We start from the raw sequence: 15,130 nt of genomic DNA, 5'->3' as shown, positions 1-15,130 counted from the left end.
GCCGCTCACCGGCATCGAATCAGCCCGTTCGTCAGGCGAATTCGGCTCGTCGCCGACTGTCTCCGCCGCCACGCGCACACTCGTCTCGGCACAAGCGCCGCGCCCTCGGCCACGATCGCCGACCCGCGTCGAGCGCCGCCGGATGCCGTCGAACAACATCAGCACTCCGTCAGCAGCGGGAAACACACGGGCGGTGTCGAGACCGGCGTCTGCTGCACCTGCCCCACACCCTGCGGCGCCACCTCGGAACTCTCCGGCGACCGACGCTGCTCCTCCATGTCGCGGTAGGACGCCGTGCCCGTCGAAACCAGCAACCACACCGCGCCGACGGCGGTGGCGATGACCAGCACCGCGCCGAGTTGCTGCGGCAGTTTCCCGTCCCCGCTCACCTTCGGTAGCTTCGCGGGTACCCGTTCGCGCAGCGTTGTCATCCACTCCGGAACCCCCACCGGCGATTTCGTCGGTTCCGGCATGGCGTGCCTGCGTTGCGGCTCGATCGAGGTCGCCGCGCGCGGCGGCTGCCTGCGCAGCGGGATCGACGGCGCGGGCCGATGGTCCACCCACGACGACCAGCGATCGGTGAACGCGGCGGGCGACGCCGACGCGGGCGGAAGCACCGCATCGGGATCGGGATCGTCGAGGTCCTCGTCCGGGAATTCGGGAGCGTCGACGACGGTCAGCGCGGGCGCACCGCCGCGCACCGCGATCCGATCCGCGCCGAGGTCCGAGCGGACGGGTTGCGCGGCCTCGTCGTCGGGCTGGATCCACGGCGGGCGCACATAGCCGGGAGTCGCGGCGCCCGGCGGATCGACACCCTCGTCCGGCGCGATCCACGGCGGCTCGTGGTCGGGGCGGTGCAGCGGATAGTGCTGCGGTCGCTGACCACCGGAGTCCGGGGTGCGAGTCGGGGACGGATCATTCTGCGAGACAGGAAGTTCCGGGTACGGATCGATGGTCGGCGGCACCGGCCCGCCACCTTCGCGCAACTCCGAGGAGCGCGCACCGTGCGATTCCACCCGAACGAGGGAATCCGGCGGCAGCATCGTGTAATTCAATACCTGCCGAACCGGATCGTCGGCCGACATTCGTGGCATACGAGCGTCGTGGTCACCGGAAGAATCTCCCGCGTCCGACGATTCCCCGTACGGTACCGAACCGTGCTCCACCAGCGCGGGCGCGACAGCGGCGGCCCGAACCGAAAAACCCTCGAGCTCGGGCGTCGCGGAGACTTGCACGCGCGCACCGACCGTCGGCGAATGACCGGACACCTTTTCGGCGAACTCCGCCGCACGCTGGTCCACTACCTCACGCGGATACAGTCTTTCCAGCCGTACACCGCGGTATCCCGTTGCCGCCTGCGGCCGTTCGACCGCCTCGACCTCGGCCCGCCCGCGCGCCGAGGTCGCGTCCGCGATCATCGCGTCCGCGAGACTCGCCGACACACTCGACTCGGGCGCGGCGAGCAGGTCCGCTTCCGAGTCCGGCGCGTCGGCGTCCGCTTGCGCCGCGCGACGCAGCATCGGGCGGGACAGATGGTCGGGATAGGCAACCGACTCGTTCGCGGCGGCTTCGGGCGTGGCGCGGGGTTTCGGGCGACGCCCCGTGGCCGACGGAAACCCCTCGGCGAGAATGTCTTCGACGGTGAGCAGGTGATCCAGCGCCAGGTCGGCGAGCAGCGCGTGCACCGTTTCGGCGGTCCACAGCAGTTTGCGGTTGGACGTGCGGTACAGCCAGGCTCGCAGCTCGCCCGGCGTCGATCCGAGGACGACACCGCATCCGTCCTGGCGGGATTCGACTTCGAGGGTGACGGTGGACTCCCACGGCGGCACCACAACGATCAGCCCGTCCACGTAGGCGTCGGGTTGGTGTTTGCGCAGCAGTTCTTTCAGGTCGACGACCGTGTCGGTGACCTTGTCGAAGACGTTGTTGTCGTTGTCGCGCACGTGAATCGGGTCGCCGTCGAATCCGGACAGCCGCCAGCGCCCGTTCTCCCGCACCGAGAGCACGCCGTCGGTGGCGTCGGGCACGGTGCCGCGCACCTCGATGACGACCACGGCGCGCGGGGTGATGACGACGAGGTCGGCTTCGGGCGCGTCGTCGTCGGACTCGCGCTCGGAGACCGAACATCCCGAGATCGCCAGGCCGACAATGATGTATTGCCCGGTCCAGGTGCGCATCCAGTCGAGGACTCGCTGTTCGGATCGCGGCACGTCCGCCCGCTCGTTGATGACCAGCATCGGCGGTCACCTCCATCACGCTCGCACAATCGACCACTCAACGGTATTCAGCCGCTCGGCTCACCGAACCCCGAAAGGCACTGTAAGAGCAGGGCATTGGCAACGAAAAGTCCGGCGTGTAGCAGTGTGAGTGGCGCCACAGTTCGACGGCCGCCGACCTCGGCGGATCGCGACGGAGACGGCGGAGGCATGGAAACGAATGCGAGGGGGAACCCGACAGATTCGACAGTCGGGGCATCATCGGACAACATCCTCGAGGAGTGCACATGAACCGGTTCGGACGACGCCTGGCCGCGGCGACGGGCACACTGGCGGTGGTATCGGCCCTCGGCACGGGCACCGCGCAAGCGCAGGACAGCGGCCCGCTCTACTTCGGGACCGGCGCGTTCCAGTGCGCGATCTTCGCCGACGGCGCCGTCGGCTGCGACGCCCCGGGCTATCGACTGCAATACACCTGGCTTCCGGTCCCGTTCCCGGTGAACGAGGTCGTCATCGACCAGCCGTGGCTGCCCGCGCACCCCACCTTCACCCCCGGCAGCGACTACACCCGGCCGGGCAACAACCCGTCGCTCTACGAGGTCAGGACCGGCGACGGCACCTGGGGACCCTACGTCGAGTACGCGGGCGCGCGCTGCGAGGCCGGTTTCCACGGCAGCTTCACCTGCAGCTCCAAAGGCCGCGCGTTCAGCGCCTACAACTACACGATCACGGCCTGATCCATCGCGCCGCGGTGACCCGCGCACCGGTGCACGGTCGATCACGAGTCGCCGCAATCGGGTCCGTCGCGCCGAGGATGGTGGGAAGCTCGAAGTACCGCGGTGTCGAGGCAAGGACGCGTGACATGGTGGACAAATCGAGTGGACCCGCAGCGGGCAACGGCGCGACGCCCCCGGTGGACCGGCCGGACCTCATACGCAACGCCGTCCTGGTCGGCCACAGCGGCGCGGGTAAGACGACGCTGGTGGAGGCGCTGGCGCTGACCTCGGGCGCGGTGAATCGCGCGGGCCGGGTCGAGGACGGCACCTGCGTGTCGGACTACGACGACATCGAGCACCGCCAGCACCGCTCCGTGCAGCTGTCGGTGGTGCCCATGATCTGGTCGGACCGCAAGATCAACCTCGTCGACACCCCCGGATACGCGGATTTCGTGAGCGAACTGCGCGCCGGGTTGCGCGCCGCGGACGCCGCGCTGTTCGTCGTGTCGGCGGCCGAAGGTCCCGAGGGCGTCGGCGGCGCCACCCGGGCGCTGTGGGAGGAATGCGCGGCGGTCGGCATGCCGCGCGCGATCGTGGTGACCCATCTCGACGCCGCGCGCGGCGACTTCGACGACATGGTGCGCACCTGCCGGACCGTGCTCGGGGGCGGCGGCTCGGAGAGCGTGCTGCCGCTGCACCTGCCGGTCTACGGCGCGGCGGGGGCCGACGGGCACCGCCCGGTCACCGGCATGATCGAACTGCTGCCGAACTGCGTGGTCGACTACTCATCGGGCGAGGCGGAACGGGTCGAGCCGACACCCGCGCAGCGCGAACAACTCGCGGAGGGGCGCGAACGCCTGATCGAGGGCATCATCGCCGAGAGCGAGGACGAGTCGCTCATGGAGCGCTACCTCGCGGGCGATGACCTCGAACTCGACTCCCTCGTCGCCGACCTGGAGCGCGCGGTCGCACGCGGCGGATTCCACCCGGTGCTGTTCGCCGCGCCCGCTCCCGACGGCGCCAGACAAGGGCTCGGCACCGTCGAACTGCTCGACCTGATCGTGGGCGGTTTCCCCGCGCCGTCCGAACACCCGGTGTCGGCGGCGCCCGCGGCCGACGGCGCCGCACCCGTCGCACTGACCTGCGACCCCGACGCCGACCTCGCCGCCGAAGTGATCCGCACCGCCTCCGACCCGTATGTCGGGCGGGTGTCGCTGGTGCGCGTGTTCTCCGGCACCCTGCACGCCGACGACACCGTGCACGTCTGCGGACACGGCCAAGCCGAGCGCGGGCACCCCGATCACGACGTGGACGAACGCGTCGGCGCCGTGACCGCCCCCTTCGGCAAGCAGCAACGCCCGCTCGGCCAGGTGATCGCCGGTGACATCGGTTACGTCACCAAACTGGGCCACGCCGAGACCGGCGACACACTCTCGGCGACCGGAACCCCACTGCGCATCGAACCGTGGCCGATCCCCGACCCGCTGCTGCCCGTCGCCATCCGCGCGCACGGCAAATCCGACGAGGACAAACTCTCCCAGGGACTGGCCAGACTCGCCGCCGAGGATCCGGCGATGCGGCTGGAGAACAACGACCAGACCCACCAGCTGGTGCTGTGGTGCCTCGGCGAGGCGCACCGCGATGTCGCGCTGGAGCGGTTGCGGCAGCGGTTCGGCGTGCACGTCGATGTCATCGAGCACAAGGTCGCCTTGCGCGAGACCTTCGCGGCGGGCGGTCGGGCGCGCGGGCGGCACGTCAAACAGTCGGGCGGTCACGGCCAGTACGCGGTGTGCGAGATCGAGGTGCAACCGCTGCCCGGCGGGTCTGGCATCGAATTCGTGGACAAGGTGGTCGGCGGCGCGGTGCCGCGCCAGTTCATCCCCTCGGTCGAGAAAGGCATCCGCGCGCAGGCCGCGCGCGGGGTCACGCCCGGATATCCGCTGGTCGACGTGCGGGTCACACTCCTGGACGGCAAGGCGCACTCGGTCGACTCCTCCGACGCGGCCTTCCAGACCGCGGGCGCGCTCGCACTGCGGGAGGCGGCGTCGAACGCGGGCATCGACGTGCTCGAACCGTTCGCGCGCGTGTGGGTGACCGTCGCCGACGACTACCTCGGCCAGGTGCTCGGCGACCTGTCCGGCAGGCGCGGACGAGTGCTCGGCACCGAGCCGCGCGGCCACGGGCGCACCCGCATCGATGCCGAGGTCCCCGAACTGGAACTCAGTCGCTACGCCATCGACCTGCGTTCGCTCTCGCACGGGTCGGGCGAGTTCGGTCGCGACTACGCCCGACACGAGCCGATGCCGGCGCAACTGGCGAATGCCGTGCGCGCCGACGGTCAGGTGAGCTGATGCCTGCCCTTACCCAGCCACTATCCTGAGAGCCATGGCAGTAGGTAAGGGCGGCAAACCGTCCAAGGAAGCGAAGGCCGCGGCGAAGGCGGCGCGTAAGGCTGCGTCGAAGCAGCGGCGTCAGCAGCTCTGGCAGGCGTTCCAGATGCAGCGCAAGGAAGACAAGCTGCTGCTGCCCCTGATGATCGGCGCGCTCGTCGGCATCACCGCGGTATTCCTGGTGATCGGGCTGCTCACCGGCCTGTACTGGTACCTGCTGCCGCTGGGCATCCTGCTCGGGCTGCTCGCCGCGTTCATCATCTTCGGCCGCCGCGTGCAGCGCAACGTCTACGCCAAGGCCGAGGGGCAGGCGGGCGCCGCGGCGTGGGTGCTGGACAATCTGCAGGGCAAATGGCGGGTGAGCAACGGCATCGCCGCCACCACCCAGCTCGACGCCGTGCACCGGGTGGTCGGACTGCCCGGTGTGGTGTTCGTCGCCGAGGGTTCGCCGCAGCGGTTGAAGTCGCTGTTGGCCCAGGAGAAGAAGAAGACGGCCCGGCTGGTCGGTGACACCCCGATCTACGACGTGATCGTCGGCAACGACGACGGTCAGGTGCCGCTCAAGGAATTACAGCGCTACCTCACGAAACTGCCGCGCAATATCGACGCCAAACGCATCGACCTCATCGAGGGCAGGCTGGCCGCGCTCGGCGCGCGCGGCGGGCCCGCGATGCCTAAGGGTCCGATGCCCGCGGGCGCGAAGATGCGTGGCGTGCAGCGAACCATCCGCAGGCGCTGAGCTTTCCGGCGGCGGGCCCGTTCCCTTATCGGGCGTTGACCACGGCCGTGCCGGTGGCGCGATCGTGCATGCCGCGACCGTCGGCGTCGGTGAACAGCGCGGGCACCACGAAGATCAACAGCACCTGGCGGGCCAGCGCGCGCACGAATCCGACGCCGACCGGCTGATCGACGCGGATCACCCGCAGCCGCAGGAAGTACTGGCCCGGCGTGAAGCCGAACAACGTGACCGCGAACACACCGATGACGAACCAGATCAGCAGCGGCAGGTTCGCGTTCACGTGACGCAGGATCAACAGCGAGACGCCGACGGCCATCAACCAGTCCGCGAACGTCGCGGCGATCCGGCGCAACTGCCCCGCGATCGACCCGCGACCCGACTTCGGCAGCCCGAGATGCTCGCCGGGAAACTCGGGTGTAGCCGGGTCGTCGGACCCCGCCGATGGTCCGGATAGCCAGGAACCGGTGATGCGCGCCATGGCGTCCAGAGTAGGCTGCCGCTGACAGCCGACCGGCACGGCATAAGGGGAGTTCAGCCCGACGGAGACGGTGCGCGATGGCAGGATTGCCTGGTCGGTCGCGCCCGGCAAGTCGTAAACATGGCTCCGACCGCACGTGTAACACTGGCGAAACACGGCCTTGATAGCTGGGAAACACCGCCTCCATAGCGTCTGGACGCGACGAACCCACGCAATCGACACTGGCTGGGAACCGATCCGTAAGGAGAACAAGTGACGTTCAGCACGGCCGACGAGGTCATCCAGCACATCAAGGAAGAGGACATCGAGTACGTCGATATCCGCTTCAGCGATCTTCCCGGTGTGCAGCAGCACTTCTCGATCCCGGCGAAAGCCTTCACAGCTGACCTCGCCGAAGAAGGGCTAGCGTTCGACGGCTCCTCCGTTCGCGGTTTCCAGTCGATCGACGAGTCGGACATGCTGCTGCTGCCCGACTACAGCACCGCGCGCATCGACCCCTTCCGTGCCGCCAAGACGCTGAACCTGAACTTCTTCGTCCACGACCCGTTCACCCGCGAGGCCTACTCCCGCGACCCGCGCAACATCGCCCGCAAGGCCGAGGAATTCCTGCGCTCCACCGGCATCGCCGACACCGCCTACTTCGGCGCCGAGGCGGAGTTCTACATCTTCGACTCGATCCGTTACGACTCGGCGATGAACGGCGCGTTCTACGAGATCGAGTCGGTGTCGGGCTCCTGGAACACCGGTGCGAAGACCAACCCCGACGGCAGCCTGAACCGCGGCTACAAGGTCCGCAACAAGGGCGGGTACTTCCCCGTCGCGCCCTACGACCACTACGTCGACCTGCGCGACAAGATCGCCACCAACCTGCAGAACGCGGGCTTCGAACTCGAGCGCGGCCACCACGAGGTCGGCACCGCCGGTCAGGCCGAGATCAACTACAAGTTCAACACCCTGCTCGGCGCCGCCGACGACCTGCAGCTGTTCAAGTACATCGTCAAGAACACCGCGTGGGCCGAAGGCAAGACCGTCACCTTCATGCCCAAGCCGCTCTTCGGTGACAACGGCTCCGGCATGCACGTGCACCAGTCGCTGTGGAAGGACGGCAAGCCGCTGTTCCACGACGAAGCGGGCTACGGCGGCCTGTCCGACCTCGCACGCCACTACATCGGCGGCATCCTGCACCACGCGCCGTCGCTGCTGGCGTTCACCAACCCGACCGTGAACTCCTACCACCGTCTGGTCCCCGGCTACGAGGCCCCCATCAACCTGGTGTACTCGCAGCGCAACCGCTCCGCCGCCGTCCGCATCCCGGTCACCGGCAACAACCCGAAGGCCAAGCGCCTCGAGTTCCGCGCCCCCGACTCCTCCGGCAACCCGTACCTGGCCTTCGCCGCCATGATGATGGCCGGCTTGGACGGCATCAAGAAGAAGATCGAGCCGCTGGCCCCCGTCGACAAGGACCTCTACGAGCTCCCCCCGGAGGAGGCCAAGAACATCCCGCAGGCCCCCACCAGCCTCGCCACGGTCATCGACCGCCTCGAAGAGGACCACGAATACCTCACCGAAGGCAATGTCTTCACCGAGGACCTCATCGAAACCTGGATCAGCCTCAAGCGCGAAGGTGAGATCGCCCCGGTCAACCTCCGCCCCCACCCCTACGAGTTCGAACTCTACTTCGACGTGTAGGTCATGATCCGCGCGTGCACGCCTGATCCCAGGTTCGGCAAGCGGTGATGGGTTCTGAGTCCACCCGTTGAGCGATCGCTTCGGCGCCTGCTCAGCGGGTGGACTTATCTATGTCGGGCCACAGATGCTGGTAAGCGGCAAGAGGTCCAGCCGAACGTTCGAGCCGTGCGCACGCCTGACATTCCCTCTTACGTGGTAGGCGCACCCATCGCGGCCCCGGCCCTCCCCTGTTGGCCATCCCCTCGCGTCCCCGCACACGCCCCAACCGATCTACCTACCCTCCCAAACCAACCACGCTTACAACCCCCGCTCCTGTGGTCTTCTCTTCCTCTCTCGTGGTCATGTTCAATCCGTCTCCTGGTGGTCACGATCGCCGACATGCCGCGACGCTCCGACACCTATTTGGGGCAGTCACCATCTGAGGATCTGCTGGTAGGTATCCTCCTTAGGTGCGAATTACTGAGGTGAGGTTTCGCGGACTGAAGTCACTACTCGACGTAACCTGTACGCTCGATCAGCTAACCGTAATAACCGGACCAAATGGCGCAGGCAAGAGCAACTTTGTCGACGCAATCAATCTACTGTCCGAATGCTTCGAATTCGATCTCGAAATTGCAGTCGCCAGAGCAGGTGGTTATGCAAACATTGCCTACCGAGGAAAAGTTAGCGATACACAGCCTGTCACATTTTTCGTAGCGCTTGAAATTGATTCTCGCGAAATTCTCGATATTAGACACATCGGCAACCGTAGAGATCTCACCAAACCGATATCAACGACATTCTACATAACATACGAGTTTACAATAAATGCGGAAAGTGCCGATGCTTCCGACTTTAGCATCTCAAGCGAGCATCTCCGACTGCGCGACAAGGAAGCCCAGCTTCTTCGATTCGATCGCGCGGGCGACCTTTTAACATTCCGACGATCAAAGCGAATGACAAACCGTGGCTCAAATTACGGCAACCTATTGTACCCCCTTTCCGATAGCGCATTCCTTCGTTTCGTAAAGAACCGCGTCTCCCCAACCAGATTGACTCTATCGGTACTCCAGTTCGGCGGCGGAGGGTTGTTCGAATTGGTTAGCCGACAATTGAGCGATGCTCGCGTATTCCAACTATCGCCACATCAATGCCGCCTGCCTGGCGTATCCACACCTAACGCACGCCTAGACCGGCATGGTCAAAATCTGCCCGCCGTAGCGGACTATCTCCGGAGGCAACAGCCGTCGTCGTGGGAGCTAATTGAGCATGCAATGCGAGCGATAATTCCGCAACTAGAGTCGATCGAAACCACCTTTACAAACGATCGACAACTTGCCCTACAATTTAGAGAACAAGACCTACCACGCCCCTGGAACTCGAATGAGATGTCAGACGGCACTATACAGATGCTTGCACTATTTATCGCATTGTTCGATCAGCGTTTGCCCATGTTGGTAGTGGAAGAACCCGAAAACGCACTCCATCCGTGGATTCTCAGGCATTTTCTCGAAATGTGCCGAGAGCAATCGTATAAACAGATAGTTCTAACAACGCACTCGCCAATACTACTCGACGCAATGAGTCCGGAAAACATCCGATTACTCTGGAGCACCGCCGGACAGAGCCGAATGGCTCACGTCAGCGATCTAAAGCCTTCAATAATAGAAATGTGGAAGTCTGGCGATCTTCGAACATTTGAAATTTACGACTCCGGAATCATCCCCGAGTATCTGCCCGGCAGCTTCACCCCGGAGGACGAGGAGCGATGAAGATCGCAATCTTGACTGAAGGGAAAAGCGAGTTCAAATCGCTTCCCCGCTTGTATCCTCAAATAAAGGAAAAGCTCCCTAAGAAAACACAAATCATGAAACCTTTGCTTGTAAACGCGGCACCGGACGGGCCTCCTGGGCAGTTGGTCGCCGCATGCAGAGGGCCACTTCGAATTGTGGGCATAGACGGCGCGGCTCGGGCAATCTTACTTCTCGACAGGGAGCGACAGTCCGCGCACCCTGGAGAAATCGCTCAGACGATCGAAAAAGAACTGCACAAGAATTCTGATATACCGATCGATGTAGCCATCAAGGACAGGATGTTCGAAAACTGGCTAATTGGCGATCTGGACGCCCTGAGAGCCCAACCAGCTCGATTTAAAGTTACGCCTGCGCTCGCCAGGAAAGTCGAGCCAAACAAGGCCGACTCGGTAGATGCGCTGGCAGAATTGAAGCGAGCGGCCATAGGGATCCAGTACGATAAAATTGCAGACGGCGATAGGATTTCAGGACGAACACAGGTAGAACAAGTAGCGAAACATAGCCGAAGTTTTCGCCATTTTTTGCATCTCCTCGGCTACGAGACATATCGAAATCAATGCGTATACCCTGTTTAGGACCAGATTTAAGACATTGCGAGAAGGCTAGGCGGCAGAATATCAAAGAAGTCAGACTGTTTGGAGATCATACCGAAAGAAGTTGACTCTCGTGGTGCGGCCTAGAGACTGACTCATCGGCATCCTGCATAGGAACAGTGACGCCGTGTTCGCCATAGGGATAACTAGATAGGCTCACAACGTGATTAATACGCGATCCAGAGGCGCTGAAACCGAACAGTTTGGTGCTGGGCGATTCGGCTCTCATCACCCGACGATGCGGGTGCTGTCCTCATGCAGCGGCGCAGCGGCTCTGGGAACTGGGCGTTTCCGGGTGGGGTCATGAAGATCGGGGAAACTCTGAAGCAGTGTGTGATCCGTGAGACCCGCGAGGAAACCGGGCTCGATATCGAGATCACGGGGATTCTCGGGGTCTATACCGATCCCGAACGTGTGATCGCGTATGCCGACAGAGAAGTGCGTCAGGAGTTTAAATCACGTTCTACGGCAGTATGATCGAGGTCGGATCGCGGTGAGTTCGGAATCGACGGCTGTGCGGTTCCTGCATCTCGCGGAATCTGCGACCTTGCCTGTGCACGACACCGTTCGGTTCAGACTGCGGCATCATGCCGAACAGCGCGCGTGAGTTCCGTATCTGAGCTGATTCGGACTCATGCGGAGGATGTGGGACAGGATCGGCTGAACAACGTCGAGCAGCACAGTTTCCGGCGGCTCGGGCGGTCAACGCGGTAAATGTAGCTCGATCACCCGGTCGGCGAGTTCGCGTGCGTCCGCCTCGGCCGCGATGAGGGCGAGGCTGCGGTTGGCGCCGAGGGCGGCGATGCCGTGCAGATTGGTCCACAGGGCGAGGGCGCGGGCGGGGTCGTCGTGGCCGAGTGCCTCGGCGACGAGGGTGGTGAAGCGGGCGTAGGCGGGCAGTGTCGTGGCGCGCAGGTTCTCGCCGGAGCCCTCGAGGAGATCGTGGCGGAACATGAGCGTGAACATTTCGGGGCGAGCGGCGGCGAAGCCGACGTATTCGGTCGCCATGGCGTGCAGGCGATCTCGGGGTGTGCCGGATTCGGCGTGGGGGAAGCGGGCGAGCAGGTCGGTGAAACCGCGGGCGGCGATGGCGGCGAGCAGCGCGTTGTGGGTCGGGAAGTAGCGGCGGGGTGCGCCGTGTGAGACGCCCGCCGCGCGGGTGATGGCTCGTAGGCCCAGTTGGGCCGCGCCCACCTCCTCGAGTAGGCCGACGCCGACGTCGACCAGTCGGTCGCGCAAGGGTTCGCCGGCCGCTGTGTCGGTCATGCCGCCATTGTCCCGCAGGGTTGCCCGACGCCGATCCCGAGGGGTAGACAATGTCTATGCGAGTGCGGTAGACAGTGTCTACACATTCGTCCGGGAGGAACAGTCCATGTGGTATCGGCTCTTCAAACACATCATGCTCGGGCCGCTGCTGCGACTGCTCGGACGGCCGGAAGTCACGGGCCTGCACCATGTTCCGAAGCAAGGGCCGGTCATCATCGCGGCCAACCACCTCGCGATGATCGACTCGCTCTACCTGGCGCTCGTCCTGCCGAGGCGCGTCACCTTCCTGGCCGAGCGTGAGTACTTCACCGGGGCCGGTGTCAAAGGTCGGCTCACCCGCTGGTTCTACACCGTCTCCGGGCAGGTCCCGGTGGACCGGACGGGCGGCAGCGCCGCCGCCGACGCACTCGCCGCGGCTACCGGAATCCTCGAATCCGGCGGGATCTGGGCCATCCACCCCGAGGGCACCCGCTCCCCCGACGGCCGGATCTACCGCGGCCGCACCGGCGCGCTGCGCGTCGCCATCGCGACCGGCGCGCCCGTGGTCCCGGTCGTGCTCTCCGGCACCGAAAGGGTCAACCCGATCGGCAGCCGCCGCTGGCGATTCGCCAAGGTGCGCATCGACTTCGCGGCGCCGCGCCGGTACCCCGCCGCCGATCGGCCGCACCCGAGGACCGCCACCGACGCCTTGATGCGCGAACTCGCCGACCGCGCGGGCCGCCCGTACGTCGACCGATACGCCGCGACATTCGCCCGCGACGCCGAGATGCCGCGTTCGGCGTGAGCGGCCTACCGACCCGATCATCACGGAGGAGGGGCGGACCACGCATGCGAGGCAGGCAACGATACAGGCCGCGGCGGAAAGTGATCCGGCCTCTCGACATCCGCGGTTCGTGCGGATTCGGTCGTATCGAGATGCGGACGCGTTCGTCGCCGGGCTCGCGGAACCCCGGTAGCCACGGTTCCCGCACACGCGGAACTCCGGTAGCTACAGTTTTCGCACCCGCCGAATCCTGGTAGCCGCAGTTCCCGCACACACGGATTCCGGCAGCCAGGCTCTTGCGCTCACCTGACCCCGGTAGCCACGGTTCCTGAGCTCGCGGGATCCCGGCGGTCAGGGGGTCATGGAGGTCAGGCGGTATCGGGGCGGGCGGGTTCGGGTGGAGCGGCGGGTTCTATGCGGAAGATGTTCAGGAGGGCGAGGGCCGCTACGCCACAGACTATGGCGATGTCGGCGACGTTGCCGACGAAGAAACCGTTGTAGTCGATGAAATCCACGATGTGGCCGCGGGCGAAACCGGGGGTGCGGATGAGGCGGTCGCCGAGGTGGCTGATGGCGCCGCCGAGCAGGATGCCAACCGCGACCGCGCCGGAGCGGGTGCGCATGCGGCCCGCGAGGGCGAACAGGGCGGTGACGGCGAGGGCGGCGATGATGGTGAGGATCCAGGTGTGTTCGGCGGCCAGGCCGAATGCGGCGCCGGGGTTGTAGACCAGGCGCCACTGGATGAGTTCGCCGATCACAGGGTTGGCGGCGCCGGGAGTCAGGCTGGTTTCGGCCCACCATTTGGTGAGCTGGTCGATGACGATCACGCCCGCCGCCAGTGCGAGAGCGGAGCGGGTGAGCGCGCTCAGGTGCGGGCGTCTCATGGTCGGTTCCTCCCCGAGCGGCTGGTCATCGAGCAATCTACCCGGTATCGGCGCTCGCGCGTCCGCGGTGGCGGGGAACTGGTTGGATGGTGGCGTGACGGACGAAGGATTCCGGGTGATCGAGCCGCAGCCGATGGCGCGGGCGATGCCCGCGTGGGAGGGCGCCTTTCCGCAGTTCGACCTGGTGGTCGGCTATTCCGATCTGGGGCATGTGTTCATGGCGGACAGCGCGAGCTCGGAGTTCGCGGTGCTGCACACCTATCGGGCGGCGGCGAAGGGGTACGGGGCTTTCGGCGATGTCGCGGAATTCGCCGACGAAGTGCTGCGCGACCCCGGTTTCGCGGGCTATGTGCTGCGCAACGATCATGTCGCGGCGATTCGCGAACTGCTCGGACCGCTCGCGGATGAACAGGTCTATATCGCGACGCCGTATCCGTTCCTGGGTGGCAGCGAGGAACCGGACACGTATTCGGTGGGACAGGTGTGGGTTTTCCTCGACGTGGTCGGGCAGCTGCTCGGGCCGTGGGCGTGAGCGTCGGAAGGCGGACACCGTGAAGTGGATGTGGGCGGCGGGAGCGGCATTGCTCGCGCTGACCGGATGCGCCGTCGATGGCGCGGCGGGGCCGGAGAAGTCCGACGCGCTCGCGGCCGAGGTGGTCGAATTCGACGCGTCCGGGTTCAACGGACCGCCGTTCACCTCGGTCGTGGACAGCGCGACGGCGGTGCGCTACTTCGGCGGCTGGTTCGCGGCGCATCCGGATCGGTCACCGCAGGTCGCGGCGCATCCGGAGCGGTTCACCGAGCTGGACACCCACGCCTATGTCGCGGTGGTGACCTCCACCGGGTGCCGATTGCCGAATCGGGCCGAACTGCGGCGTGCGGGTACGGAATTGCGGCCCGAACTGCTGGGCGGGACCGATCACCAGGAGTGTTATCGCGCGTACACGCCGTTCGTGGTCTTCAAGGTGAAGAAGGCCGATCTGGAAGGGGTGCGCACCATCGGAGGCGAGCCGTTGGACCGCGATGGACCTGCGGAATCGGTCGGTCACGTCGAACTGGCGCCCACCACAACCGATTCCGCGCCGCGCGAGATCACCGATCCGGCGGCGCGCGCGGCACTCGGCGCCGAACTGGGCGGTGACACTCGAACCGTGCTGGACGCGACGTCGCGGATCGTCCAGCGCTACGGCACGAATGGCGTGCGCCGCTACGGGTTCCCCGTCCGCGCCTGCCCGGACGACCTCGTCGCGCTGAACGTCACCGCAACCGAACTGCGCGCCGAAGTCACCGCATCCCCCGATGCCACGCGCACCTGCGAAGCGCCGACCACGCACCTGGCGGTCTTCGATATACGCGACACGCATATCCCCGACGGCGCCCGCCCGACCTCCTGAACACCACCGGCGCGGCCGCGGTGCGGCGACCGAACCGGGCGCTGGATCGCTCCGGTGCTCCCGATAGCACGGGCGGTGTGCTGCCTGCTCGACATGATCCCGACCATGGGGAATGACGCGCCCCACGACCGTCGACAAGCCGTATCGACGGGACCGCCCCGACAGCACCGAGTCGAACGGCGGCCGGGGTATCCCTTCGAGCCGTGCGG

Annotated in this window: 14 protein-coding genes; 10 read left to right on the top strand and 4 right to left on the bottom strand. The window is 65.8% G+C overall.

Annotated features, from left to right (window positions below):
* Positions 1–158: 158 nt before the first annotated feature.
* Positions 159–2,237 carry a nuclease-related domain-containing protein gene (locus tag IT779_RS27425; protein ID WP_196152323.1) on the bottom strand — a complete coding sequence of 693 codons (2,079 nt, stop codon included), beginning with the start codon at positions 2,235–2,237 and terminating at the stop codon, positions 159–161.
* A 266-nt stretch (positions 2,238–2,503) separates the two neighbouring features.
* Between IT779_RS27425 and IT779_RS27420 the strand changes: the two genes are divergently transcribed.
* The 3 genes from IT779_RS27420 to IT779_RS27410 all read left to right on the top strand — a co-directional run bounded on the left by IT779_RS27420 (position 2,504) and on the right by IT779_RS27410 (position 6,061).
* Entirely contained in the window at positions 2,504–2,953 is a 450-nt protein-coding gene (locus IT779_RS27420; protein ID WP_196152322.1) for a hypothetical protein, read from the top strand.
* Between the two features lie 125 nt (positions 2,954–3,078).
* Entirely contained in the window at positions 3,079–5,283 is a 2,205-nt protein-coding gene (locus tag IT779_RS27415; protein ID WP_196152321.1) for an elongation factor G-like protein EF-G2, read from the top strand.
* A gap of 34 nt (positions 5,284–5,317) precedes the next feature.
* Positions 5,318–6,061: a DUF4191 domain-containing protein gene (locus tag IT779_RS27410; protein WP_196152320.1), complete on the top strand. Its 744-nt coding sequence runs from the start codon at positions 5,318–5,320 to the stop codon at positions 6,059–6,061.
* 25 nt (positions 6,062–6,086) lie between these two features.
* Here the strand turns inward: IT779_RS27410 and IT779_RS27405 are convergent, their stop codons facing one another.
* Positions 6,087–6,539, bottom strand: coding sequence for an RDD family protein (locus IT779_RS27405; protein ID WP_196152438.1), 453 nt, complete (start codon positions 6,537–6,539; stop codon positions 6,087–6,089).
* Between the two features lie 252 nt (positions 6,540–6,791).
* Between IT779_RS27405 and glnA the strand changes: the two genes are divergently transcribed.
* The 4 genes from glnA to IT779_RS38120 all read left to right on the top strand — a co-directional run bounded on the left by glnA (position 6,792) and on the right by IT779_RS38120 (position 11,091).
* Positions 6,792–8,228 carry a type I glutamate--ammonia ligase gene (gene glnA / locus IT779_RS27400; RefSeq protein ID WP_196152319.1) on the top strand — a complete coding sequence of 479 codons (1,437 nt, stop codon included), beginning with the start codon at positions 6,792–6,794 and terminating at the stop codon, positions 8,226–8,228.
* A 449-nt stretch (positions 8,229–8,677) separates the two neighbouring features.
* Complete coding sequence (locus IT779_RS27395; RefSeq protein WP_196152318.1) at positions 8,678–9,979, top strand: AAA family ATPase; 1,302 nt, start codon at positions 8,678–8,680, stop codon at positions 9,977–9,979.
* The gene (locus IT779_RS27390) at positions 9,976–10,596 is read left to right on the top strand and encodes a DUF4276 family protein (protein ID WP_196152317.1); all 621 of its coding nucleotides are present in this window, start codon (positions 9,976–9,978) and stop codon (positions 10,594–10,596) included. The genes IT779_RS27395 and IT779_RS27390 overlap by 4 nt, the downstream gene beginning before the upstream one ends.
* A 273-nt stretch (positions 10,597–10,869) precedes the next feature.
* Positions 10,870–11,091, top strand: coding sequence for an NUDIX hydrolase (locus IT779_RS38120; RefSeq protein ID WP_232542152.1), 222 nt, complete (start codon positions 10,870–10,872; stop codon positions 11,089–11,091).
* A gap of 225 nt (positions 11,092–11,316) precedes the next feature.
* On the opposite strand, the gene IT779_RS27380 is transcribed toward IT779_RS38120, so the two are convergent.
* A complete protein-coding gene (locus IT779_RS27380; RefSeq protein WP_196152316.1) occupies positions 11,317–11,880 on the bottom strand; it encodes a TetR/AcrR family transcriptional regulator in 564 nt (187 codons plus the stop codon).
* Positions 11,881–11,986: 106 nt separating this feature from the next.
* Between IT779_RS27380 and IT779_RS27375 the strand changes: the two genes are divergently transcribed.
* Entirely contained in the window at positions 11,987–12,664 is a 678-nt protein-coding gene (locus tag IT779_RS27375) for a lysophospholipid acyltransferase family protein (RefSeq protein ID WP_196152315.1), read from the top strand.
* A gap of 347 nt (positions 12,665–13,011) precedes the next feature.
* On the opposite strand, the gene IT779_RS27370 is transcribed toward IT779_RS27375, so the two are convergent.
* Positions 13,012–13,527: a signal peptidase II gene (locus IT779_RS27370; RefSeq protein ID WP_196152314.1), complete on the bottom strand. Its 516-nt coding sequence runs from the start codon at positions 13,525–13,527 to the stop codon at positions 13,012–13,014.
* A gap of 94 nt (positions 13,528–13,621) precedes the next feature.
* Between IT779_RS27370 and IT779_RS27365 the strand changes: the two genes are divergently transcribed.
* Both IT779_RS27365 and IT779_RS27360 read left to right on the top strand, forming a co-directional pair.
* Complete coding sequence (locus tag IT779_RS27365; protein ID WP_198428986.1) at positions 13,622–14,059, top strand: T6SS immunity protein Tdi1 domain-containing protein; 438 nt, start codon at positions 13,622–13,624, stop codon at positions 14,057–14,059.
* Between the two features lie 19 nt (positions 14,060–14,078).
* The gene (locus IT779_RS27360) at positions 14,079–14,921 is read left to right on the top strand and encodes a hypothetical protein (RefSeq protein WP_196152313.1); all 843 of its coding nucleotides are present in this window, start codon (positions 14,079–14,081) and stop codon (positions 14,919–14,921) included.
* The last annotated feature ends 209 nt before the right edge of the window (positions 14,922–15,130 follow it).

Origin of the sequence: Nocardia bovistercoris (assembly GCF_015674855.1) — a bacterium.
In the GTDB taxonomy this organism is placed as follows: Bacteria; Actinomycetota; Actinomycetes; order Mycobacteriales; family Mycobacteriaceae; genus Nocardia; species Nocardia bovistercoris.
This window is presented reverse-complemented; position numbering and strand designations above follow the sequence as displayed.

Coding starts and splice junctions, on each gene's coding strand:
- IT779_RS27425 (WP_196152323.1), bottom strand. CDS start 2,237: ATGCTGGTCATCAACGAGCGGGCGGACGTGCCGCGATCCGAACAGCGA.
- IT779_RS27420 (WP_196152322.1), top strand. CDS start 2,504: ATGAACCGGTTCGGACGACGCCTGGCCGCGGCGACGGGCACACTGGCG.
- IT779_RS27415 (WP_196152321.1), top strand. CDS start 3,079: ATGGTGGACAAATCGAGTGGACCCGCAGCGGGCAACGGCGCGACGCCC.
- IT779_RS27410 (WP_196152320.1), top strand. CDS start 5,318: ATGGCAGTAGGTAAGGGCGGCAAACCGTCCAAGGAAGCGAAGGCCGCG.
- IT779_RS27405 (WP_196152438.1), bottom strand. CDS start 6,539: ATGGCGCGCATCACCGGTTCCTGGCTATCCGGACCATCGGCGGGGTCC.
- IT779_RS27390 (WP_196152317.1), top strand. CDS start 9,976: ATGAAGATCGCAATCTTGACTGAAGGGAAAAGCGAGTTCAAATCGCTT.
- IT779_RS38120 (WP_232542152.1), top strand. CDS start 10,870: ATGCAGCGGCGCAGCGGCTCTGGGAACTGGGCGTTTCCGGGTGGGGTC.
- IT779_RS27380 (WP_196152316.1), bottom strand. CDS start 11,880: ATGACCGACACAGCGGCCGGCGAACCCTTGCGCGACCGACTGGTCGAC.
- IT779_RS27375 (WP_196152315.1), top strand. CDS start 11,987: ATGTGGTATCGGCTCTTCAAACACATCATGCTCGGGCCGCTGCTGCGA.
- IT779_RS27370 (WP_196152314.1), bottom strand. CDS start 13,527: ATGAGACGCCCGCACCTGAGCGCGCTCACCCGCTCCGCTCTCGCACTG.